Below are 10,000 nucleotides of genomic sequence, written 5' to 3' on the forward strand. Positions count from 1 at the left end.
GCGATTTTCCGAAGTGGAAGGTTGCGATTCAAATTATGACGCCGGAGCAAGCTCGAAATCAGCGGCTCAATCCTTTTGACGTTACCAAAGTTTGGTACCACAAGGAATTCCCGTTAATGGAAGTTGGTTTTTTCGAGCTTAATAAAAATCCCGAAAATTATTTTCAGGATGTTGAGCAGGCCGCTTTCTCCCCAGCGAATACCATTCCTGGCCTTTATTTTAGTCCTGACAAGATGCTGCAAGGACGGCTTTTCGCCTATGCTGATACACAACGTTACCGTTTGGGTATCAATGCGACGCAGATTCCGGTTAACCGCCCAAGATGCCCTGTTCATGGTTATTATCGTGATGGCGTGATGCGGGTTGATGGTAATGGTGGTGATGCCGTCAATTATGAACCTAATTCTGATCCATCTTCACCCTTTGAAAATGCATCCTATAAAGAGCCGCCTATCCCTGTTGATGGTGAGGGGGGGCATTATGACCGCTATGAAGATTCCGGTAATGACAATTATGAACAGCCCGGTAAACTCTATCGTCTGATGAAAGAAGATGAAAAAGCCCGTTTAGTTTCCAATTTGGTCGCTTCTTTGGGTGCCCCTTCTGTACCAAAGGCGATAAAAGAAAAACAAATAGAATTATTTAGACGTTGTGATGCAGATCTTGGAAAAAGATTAGCCGATAGCCTGTTATAAAATAAGCTGGTTTTTATATATGCATCTCTCTTTTGAGAGGTGCATATATTTATATTTTCACTGTCTGTTATCTGTATTTTTTTTGTTAAATTTTATTGGTGAAAAGATTATATCAAAATAAAATAAATAGTTTTTGAAACCTAAAAAGATTTCTGTGTGTTGTACATTTCTTGTTTTTTGCAAAAAAAAGGACTGTTTTTACTTTATATTTATATAGGTATCACAGTTTTTTTTGCAGGAATGACATCTTTAAATGCCGCCGACACATGGGCGGATTGGCGGCCTGTCTATATTCAGACGGTCGATATTTCTAATGGCAACCAGAATTTAAACAGCAATATATCGGCGATTGCCAAAGACAAACAGGGAATTTTTTGGTTCGGAACAGCGGGCAGCGGCTTAATCCGTTATGATGGGCAGCATGCGGATATCTTACGCTATTCATCATCTTATAATTTAAGCTTGCCTGATAACGTTATTCATAGTCTGGCGGCGTTGCCGGACGGGGGCTTGCTTATTGGAACGGATGTTGCGGGTGTTGTCCGTTTTAATCCCATGGATAATAATTTTTATCCCTATCCAGCTACAGGAAAACAATATTTAGGTAGTCGAATCTATGCGATCGTCCCAGATAAGCAAGGTGGATATTGGATTGGATCGGATATTGGTCTGTCCCATATCGATTCTGACTTAAAACATACCCGACAATTTTTTGTCTTTTGTCAGGATAATGGCACCTGCTCCAGTCAAACACGGGCTATTTTACAAGAAAAAGATGGATCGCTTTTATTGGGAACAGATAAAGGTCTAGTCCGCTATTCGCCAGATAATCAAAAATTCACCTATATTCATTTCAAGACATCAGCTCAAAATAATATTGAGGGGATCCGTGCGCTTTATAGGGATTCTAAAGGTTACCTTTGGATTGGAACCGCATCCAGCGGCATCTTTTACATAACGTTAGATGGCAAATTACATCAGCCTGAATCTCTGAAACAAGACAGTCCCTTTATTCGGTATCATTCCGTAAATAATTTTGTAGAGACCTTTAGCGGTGCGCTTTGGATTGGAACAAGAGGTGGAGGATTACTATCTCTTGACAGAAAAAGCGGAAAAATAAGCTTTATTCATCAGAGTGAGGCTGCTCCAGAAAATCTGGATACGGATTCTATCCGCGCTTTTTATCGTGAAGAAAATGGTAATATATGGATCGCGGCAGGAGACAATATCGCTTTTTACAATCATGAAAATGATCATATCTTTACCTTTAACAATAGCGGTATTAGCAGCAAATCCCTTGCTGATCGCAATGTCTATTCCATTTTAGTTAGCCGTTATAAGCAAATTTGGCTGGGTCTTGGAAATGGACAGATCGACTATTTTGATAAAAAACAAGGATTTATTCGGCATTTGAGATCAAAAGGCATGGCTTCTGGAGAAGGTGTTCATAGCCTTGTCGAATTGGGCGATGGTAGTATTTTAGCCGCCTCTAAAGGCTTGAGCTTGATAAATCCCCGAACTCTGGAAGTTTCGCCTTATTTTGTGCCAGATTTACCAGAAAATCTAATTGTTACTAATCTCCTTTATAAAAATAATATTCTTTATATCGGCACTCCAGAAGGATTATATATTTACGATATAAAGAATAAAAAAACAGATCATTTAACGCATACGAACAGCAATCCGAATAGTCTGGCCAATAATAGGATATTGGATTTAGCATTTCATGATAATATTTTAGCGATTGCTACGGCAAAGGGACTTAGTTTTTATATTCCCAAGAATAAAAAATTTTATAATGTTTTTCATCGGAATGATAACATCAATACTATTCCTAATGACTATATTGCAGCACTTCGATCAGCCGGAAAAATACTTTGGGTTGGAATCAGAGGTGGCTTGCTGAAAAAGCAGGGCAATACGCTCTCTGTAGTTCCGATGCCGGAGAGCGAGCTATTCTGTGAGACTATTCAGAGCTTAATAAATGATACGAAAGATCGACTTTGGATAGTGGGTAGCAGCACTATCGCTGCAATAAATCCAGAGACGCAAAAAATAAATCAAATAAACCGTCATATCGATAGCGATAAAATGATCTACTATCGGCATAGTGCTGCAATCGGGGCGGATGGCGAAATTTTATTGGGTGGAGCGAATGGTCTGACGGTTATTCCAGCCAGTTTCCATCCTGATAAAATACCACAGCCGAAAGCTGGCCTAGCGATTACTAGTGTCAAATTTAATGGTAATGAGCTGCCTTATGGGAAAATCCCAAAAGAAGGTCAGCCCCTGAATTTACCTTCACATGCCAAAAATTTGTTAATAAGATTTTCTCTTCTGGATTACGGTTTTTCTAGGCAAATACATTATAGCTATCGTTTGTTAGGGCAGGATTCTGAATGGCTTAACTTACCGGCAGGTAGTGTGCCTTTTGTTATTTATTCCCATTTACCCGCAGGTCATTTTACCTTTGCCCTTCGGGCTACTATTCCTGGTATAAAACAACCCATTCTCGAAACGCATTTCCCTGTGAATGTTGAATACAGGTGGTATGAATACCGTTTTGTTAAAATTGCTCTGATCGTAGTTTTGGTATTATTTCTCTATGATCTGATATCTAATCAGATTAGAAAATTGCGACTGATGATCACCAATAAAACTTTGGAATTACAGGAAACTAATCTTCGCCTAAAAGAATTAGCGAATACTGATGAATTAACAGGCCTACTTAATAGACGCGCCTTTACAGAAATGTTTGAAAAACATTGCACGCAATTTAGTAAAACAAAAGACCAATTTTCTGTTTTTATTTTAGATATCGATTTTTTCAAAAAGATAAATGACAATGAAGGGCATTTAGCAGGCGATGCCGTCATTCAATATATTGCCCAGAAAATTACTGAAAATATTAGACAACAAGATTTTGCAGCACGCTATGGGGGAGAAGAATTCGTTATTATGCTCCCCAATGCCGATATGGAGACAACCTGTCAGGTTGCCTCACGTATTGGGAATGCGATTTCTGAAAAGCCAGTTCCTTACCAAGGTAGAGAAATCCCTGTGACGGTTAGTATCGGGGTTGCCGTTATGAAAGAAAATGACGATGCCAATTCCTTGTTAGAACGGGCTGACGAGCGGCTCTATATGGCAAAAAACCAAGGCCGAAATCGAGTTTCTTCTTAAATTGATTCAGTGTCTTATTTATTTTAGTAAACGGCAATTACGATAAATAATACGAGAATTTTGAGCATTATCGCCTTTAAAAACGGACAGAAAAGCGGTGTCACCTTTGCTCCACCAGATAAGGCCATGGGATAAATCTAGCCCATGATGGCCGATATAACGCTCACCACTGGCCGAAACCGCTTCTGTAAGACCATAGCTTTGACCATCAATGTCAAGGCGAAGAAAAGAAACGGTTTCTTTTTTGCTCTGATCTTCTGAATTGATATAATGTGCTGTTACATTTTTTTTGTTATCACATAAGTAATGATAGGTCTTTTCTTCAATATTGATATTTGGGGAAGGTTCCTTAGCCAAAAGCGGCGTGGTTACAAAAATAGCCAGAAGCGTCAAATATTTCAATTTCACCACAAAATTCCATCCGTTATTATTGATAATTCTGTATCTTATCTAATTTATGGTTGGCGTTAGGGTAAAACAATATCCTTTTCGTTGAATATGAATGTTTTCCGGCACATATAACAATGCCCTGAAAAAGAGAGGATTGTCTGTTGGAAATGAAGACTGTTTCCCTTGTTTCTTTATTTTTATCTACAATTTTGATGGCTTGCCCGCTTTATGCTCAATCGGAGCCAGAAAATACGGAATCACTTCCGTTAGTGGCAGGCGGTGAGAAGACCCATCGGGCGGTTGACTATGTCGGTGGCTGGGCTGTGACCAGTAACGGCAAAACCATTATGGAAATCCAGATAGAACAAACACATGATAGCAAGAATCCTTTTGCCGGATTTCTTAGTCATCCTCATCTGGATATTACGCCCAAGGCTTTCACCAAAGTGCATGGCCCCTTAGTCAGGGAAGAAATTATTGCCAGCCGTTTTTTTGATGGTCATCTGTTTTTTTCTACCCGTGACGGGCTGGGAGCACGCCATGATATTGAAATGTGGCTTGATAATAATGAGAGCGCTTCTTTAAATATTCTCGATATCGCAGGCATTCGCTGGCCGATTACGCGTACCAATAGCCGTGCGCCTTTCACGCTGAATTGGGATATTAATCATGTCTATACAATAGATCGACCTGAATTACCGCCCAATACCGAAATTATTAAGCTGTATCATGAAGTTCAGCCCTTGAAAAATACGGATGAAGAGCTTGCGAGTTCGGCTCGCATCCAAAGAGTTAAAGATATTATCACACAAGGGAAATTGCATACCGCGCAGGATTTTAATCAGGCAGCTTATATCCTGAATCGCAGCTCCAGATCCGAAGATGCTCTGTTGGCGCATAGTTTAGCTATGGCCGCCTTGGCGAATGGGGATGAAACTGCCATTACGACGGCAACAAACAGTCTTGATCATTACTTGATGCTAAATGGCCGCCCCCAGATTTATGGCACCTGCCGAGAAGGTTCTGCAAAGAATAGTCCGATTAAACTCCCTTATGATAATAGCATCATTCCTGAAACCTTGCGCCATGAATTGGGGGCTTTTGAACCTATTGCGTCTCTTGCACCCAGCACGGCTGACAAAAACCTACTTCCGATAGAAAAGTCGAATGAAACCTCTGGAAAAGAGGCTGTAACGAATACATTGTCGCCGACGGTGAAAATTTCGCATCGCAAAATTCCGATGGGTCAGCCTGTTGTTATGAAAAAAATACCAGCAATGCCTAAAAAGGATTAGCTGGATATGAACGTCGTTTTTGCTGCTGTTTGAAGGATATATTGAAGCATGACTGATATCCTAGACCGGAAAGAAGCGGTTATTTCCTTATGGCCAGAATTTGCAGAAGCGATTGTATCTGGCAAAAAAACGGTAGAATTTCGACGAAGAATACCGCTTCCAGCCTTATCAGCGCGGATTTGGATTTATGCGATGCGCCCTGTGAAATCAGTGATCGGTTTTGCTTATCTGGAAGCAATTGTCCAAGGCGATGTTAACACGCTTTGGCGCCAATACGGGTGCCAAACCTTTTTATCAGAACAACAATATCGAGATTGTTTGGAAGGAATAGAAAAGGCGACGGCTTTTCTTCTTAGAGATCATCAGCGAATCCGATCTGTTAATCTCGATCAATTAAAAGAAATCCGCCCTAACTTTCAGCCGCCCCAATCTTTGACGTGGTTACGAAAAGAAGAGACGCAAAAATTGGTAAGCTTGGCTAGTCAGGTAGAATAGGGGACGGCAATCGATTGGGATTGCCGCCCCCTATAGTCAATCAGCTCCGGTAATCAGCGTTGATCGAAATATAACCATGGGTCAAATCGCAAGTCCAAACCTGCGCCTGACCTTTTCCTAATCCGATATCGACAGAAATATCGATTTCTTTGCCTTTTAAATGAGTGGCAACAGGGGCTTCGTCATAATTGGGCACAACCATGCCTTTCGCAGCGACCTCAATGCCACCAAAACGGATGGACAGAAGATCGCGTTCCGCAGGCTGACCGGCTTTTCCGACAGCCATAACAACGCGTCCCCAATTCGCATCCTCTCCCGCCATAGCGGTTTTTACCAAGGGTGAGTTCGCAATCGACATCGCGATAATATGCGCGCTTTCATCAGAAACCGCACCGTTAACGGTAACGCTAATAAATTTGCTGGCACCTTCACCATCTCTGACAACCTGTTGTGCCAAATCAAGGCAGATAGCCGTTACGGCTTCTTGTAATTTGTCGGCATCTTTATCTTCTTCTGAAGATAAAAGCGGATTTTTGGCAGCCGCTGTTGCAAAAGCAAGAACTGTATCAGAGGTCGACGTATCACTATCAACTGTAATGCATGAAAAGCTCTTCTTATTGGCTTTGGTCAGCATTTTCTGCAGTAATTCAGGGGCAACGGCGGCATCTGTAAAGATATAGCCAAGCATGGTGGCCATATCAGGCGCAATCATGCCAGACCCTTTGATGATGCCGACCATTTTGACAGATTTGCCCTGAATAGTGATATCCTGACGGGACATTTTTGCAAAAGTATCCGTCGTCATAATGGCATTAGCCATATGTTCCCAATTGACATCTTCCGCAGAGAAAGCTTTTTCAAGGCCATCGCAAGCGGTTTTAATTGGAAGAGGTACACCGATAACGCCGGTTGAAGAAACAAATACCTCATGCAAAGCGCATTTTAGGTGATCGGCAACGCGGGCTGTAATTGCGGCTACCGCTTCACGGCCTTTATGGCCTGTAAAGGCATTCGAGTTTCCTGCGTTAACAACAAGCGCGCGGGCTTTACCTTTTTTGATGGCGGCGCGGCACCATTCTACCTCGGGCGAAGGGCAAGCTGACTGGGTCGTAAGCCCTGCAACCACGGTATCTGGCTGAAAAAGAAATAGACTGAGATCATTCCGCTGCCAATTTTTATAACCGGCGCAGACCGTTCGTAATGTAATCCCGTCTATCGCTGGTAATTCAGGTGTATAACTGGGCGCAAGCGGGGAAATATTGGCGATCATACAAAAAGATCCTTCAATCACAATAGACTGGCCGGTTTGTTCATACGGCTTGATAATGTATTATCACTATAGCGATCCGTCTTTATTCCTCAAAGAAGGATATAAAAAGCTCGAAAAAAAGATTAAATGACAGTAAGACTGTAAAAATACTCTTGGCTGCTCTGGTCTCTAGAATCTGATGCTTGTCAGAAAAATCGACAGGGTAAGAACAAAGAGGCATTGTAATGGGGGGAGGGGATGATTGACGTTACCAAGGCGGCGACCTATCTTCTTTTCAACTTATCAGCTTAAAAGTGAGCCTTTGCCGGTTCATTCCGTTCACCGCATATTTTGAAATTGTTAGGGACTGTCCATGTTCGGCGCTATTGCCAAGGCTTTATTCGGCTCTGCTAATGATCGTTATATCAAATCCCTGCGCCGTATTGTTGAAAAAGTAAACAGCTTTGAACCCAGCGTTTCTGCGCTTGATGATGGCGGGCTTGCTCGACAAACGGTTCTTTTTAGGGAAAGGCTGGCCAAGGGTGAAACGCTAGATCAACTTCTACCGGAAGCCTTTGCCACCGTCAGAGAAGCGTCGAAGCGAACTTTGGGACAGCGTCATTACGATGTCCAGATTATCGGCGGTATTGTCCTTCATCGTGGTGAGATCGCAGAAATGCGCACCGGTGAAGGTAAAACCTTGGTGGCGACACTGGCTTGCTATTTGAATGCCTTGGAAGGCAAGGGCGTTCATGTTGTGACGGTCAACGACTATTTGGCAAAGCGTGATGCTGAACAGATGGGGCAAGTCTATCGTTTCCTTGGCCTGACCGTTGGCGTTGTTATGCCGAATATTTCGGATGAGGAACGCCGTCAGGCCTATCTTGCCGATATTACTTATGCAACGAACAACGAATTGGGCTTTGATTATCTCCGCGATAATATGAAATATACGCGGGAACAGATGGTTCAGCGGCCTTTCAATTATGCCATCATTGATGAAGTCGATTCAATCCTGATTGATGAGGCGCGGACACCTCTTATTATTTCGGGCCCAACCGATGACAAATCGGATCTCTATATTGCGATAGATCAAGTTGTTAAAAAGCTTGGATCTGATGATTATGAAATCGATGAAAAGCAGAAAAATGTTGTTCTGACCGAAGAAGGGACAGAGCGCGCCGAACAGTTTTTGAAAGCCGATGGTCTTTTACCGGAAGGCAATCTTTACGACTTTGAAAATACCCAGATTGTGCATCATCTTAATCAGGCCTTGAGAGCCAATTTGATGTTCCGGCGGGATGTCGATTATCTGGTTAGAAATAACAAAGTCGTTATCATTGACGAATTTACAGGGCGAATGATGGATGGCCGTCGTTGGTCAGAAGGTCTACATCAGGCGATCGAGGCCAAAGAAGGCGTTCAGATCGAACCTGAAAACCAGACCTTGGCATCCATTACTTTCCAGAATTACTTCCGTTTATATCCGCGTATTGCGGGTATGACGGGAACTGCGGCAACGGAAGCCACCGAGTTCCATCAGATTTATAAAATAAATGTCGTTACTATCCCCACCAATTTACCGGTGCAGCGGAAAGATGAAAACGACCAATTTTATAAAAATCTGGAAGACAAATTCCGAGCTATTGCCAAATCTATTAAAGAACACGCGGCTAGCGGTCAGCCTATTTTGGTCGGCACTGTCTCGATTGAAAAATCAGAATTACTTTCGGAATATCTTCATCACGAGGGCGTGCCTCATAAGGTTTTGAACGCTCGTTACCATGAAATGGAAGCGCATATCGTCGCACAGGCCGGACGACTGGGTGCTGTAACAATTGCGACCAATATGGCCGGACGAGGCACCGATATCCAATTAGGTGGTAATGTCGATTTTCGGATTACTGATGAATTGCGGGATATACCAGAAGGCTCTGAGCGAGATGCTGCAATAGAGCGCATTAAAAGAGAAGTCGAAGAAGAAAAGCAAAAGGTTATTGATGCTGGCGGCTTATTCGTCCTTGGGACAGAACGCCATGAAAGCCGTCGTATTGACAACCAATTACGAGGACGGTCGGGACGTCAGGGTGACCCCGGATTAAGCCGCTTCTACCTTAGCCTTGATGATGATTTGTTACGTATTTTTGGCTCCCAGACGATGTTTGCCAAAATGATGAATAAAAGTCTGGCTGATGGTGAAGCGATCGTGAGCCCGATCATGTCGAAGGCAATTGAAACCGCGCAGAGAAAAGTTGAAGCCCGTAATTATGATATTCGGAAACAGGTCGTCGAATATGATGATGTGATGAATGATCAGCGGAAGGTTATCTACGAACAGCGCGCCACGGTCATGGATGCAGAATCAGTCAATGATCTTGTCGAGGAAATGCGGGAAGATACTATTGCCGATTTGGTTTCCGAGACTTGTCCTGAAGATCAATATGTCGAACAATGGGATGTCGATCAGTTACAAGAAAAAGCGCTGGATCTTCTGAATCTCGATTTACCGGTCAAAGACTGGCAAGATGAGGAAGGTATTGATAGCGAAATCATTGCCGAGCGTATCCTTGAAAAATCCGATGAACTTTTAGCGGAACGCAGCAAAGATATTCCGCCAGAGCAATGGGCTGGTATTCAAAAGAATACGCTGCTTCAGGCTATTGACCATCATTGGAAAGAACATCTTTCTGTTC

7 protein-coding genes are annotated in these 10,000 nt (G+C 42.7%); 5 read left to right on the forward strand and 2 right to left on the reverse strand.

Annotated features, from left to right (window positions below; translation table 11 throughout):
- Both LDL18_RS01695 and LDL18_RS01700 read left to right on the forward strand, forming a co-directional pair.
- Nucleotides 1–695, forward strand: a 695-nt coding sequence (locus LDL18_RS01695; protein WP_296506494.1) for a catalase, incomplete at its 5' end; no start/stop codon positions are given.
- Between the two features lie 240 nt (nt 696–935).
- Nucleotides 936–3,878, forward strand: coding sequence for a ligand-binding sensor domain-containing diguanylate cyclase (locus tag LDL18_RS01700; protein WP_296506495.1), 2,943 nt, complete (start codon nt 936–938; stop codon nt 3,876–3,878).
- Nucleotides 3,879–3,896: 18 nt separating this feature from the next.
- Here LDL18_RS01700 and LDL18_RS01705 read toward each other — a convergent pair whose 3' ends face one another.
- Complete coding sequence (locus LDL18_RS01705) at nt 3,897–4,289, reverse strand: MliC family protein (RefSeq protein ID WP_296506497.1); 393 nt, start codon at nt 4,287–4,289, stop codon at nt 3,897–3,899.
- A 146-nt stretch (nt 4,290–4,435) separates the two neighbouring features.
- Between LDL18_RS01705 and LDL18_RS01710 the strand changes: the two genes are divergently transcribed.
- Together LDL18_RS01710 and LDL18_RS01715 are read left to right on the forward strand one after the other, a co-directional pair.
- Nucleotides 4,436–5,563 (forward strand): hypothetical protein, encoded by a 1,128-nt coding sequence (locus tag LDL18_RS01710; protein WP_296506499.1) that lies wholly within the window; start codon nt 4,436–4,438, stop codon nt 5,561–5,563.
- A gap of 48 nt (nt 5,564–5,611) precedes the next feature.
- On the forward strand, nt 5,612–6,058 hold the full coding sequence (locus LDL18_RS01715) for an ASCH domain-containing protein (protein WP_296506501.1): 447 nt from the start codon (nt 5,612–5,614) through the stop codon (nt 6,056–6,058).
- A 40-nt stretch (nt 6,059–6,098) separates the two neighbouring features.
- On the opposite strand, the gene argJ is transcribed toward LDL18_RS01715, so the two are convergent.
- Nucleotides 6,099–7,328, reverse strand: a complete 1,230-nt coding sequence (gene argJ / locus LDL18_RS01720; protein WP_296506503.1) for a bifunctional glutamate N-acetyltransferase/amino-acid acetyltransferase ArgJ — start codon at nt 7,326–7,328, stop codon at nt 6,099–6,101.
- Between the two features lie 352 nt (nt 7,329–7,680).
- Between argJ and secA the strand changes: the two genes are divergently transcribed.
- The coding region (gene secA, locus LDL18_RS01725) for a preprotein translocase subunit SecA (protein WP_296506504.1) at nt 7,681–10,000 on the forward strand (2,320 nt) is incomplete at its 3' end.

Source organism: Zymomonas sp. (assembly GCF_020216885.1).
Lineage (GTDB): Bacteria > Pseudomonadota > Alphaproteobacteria > Sphingomonadales > Sphingomonadaceae > Zymomonas.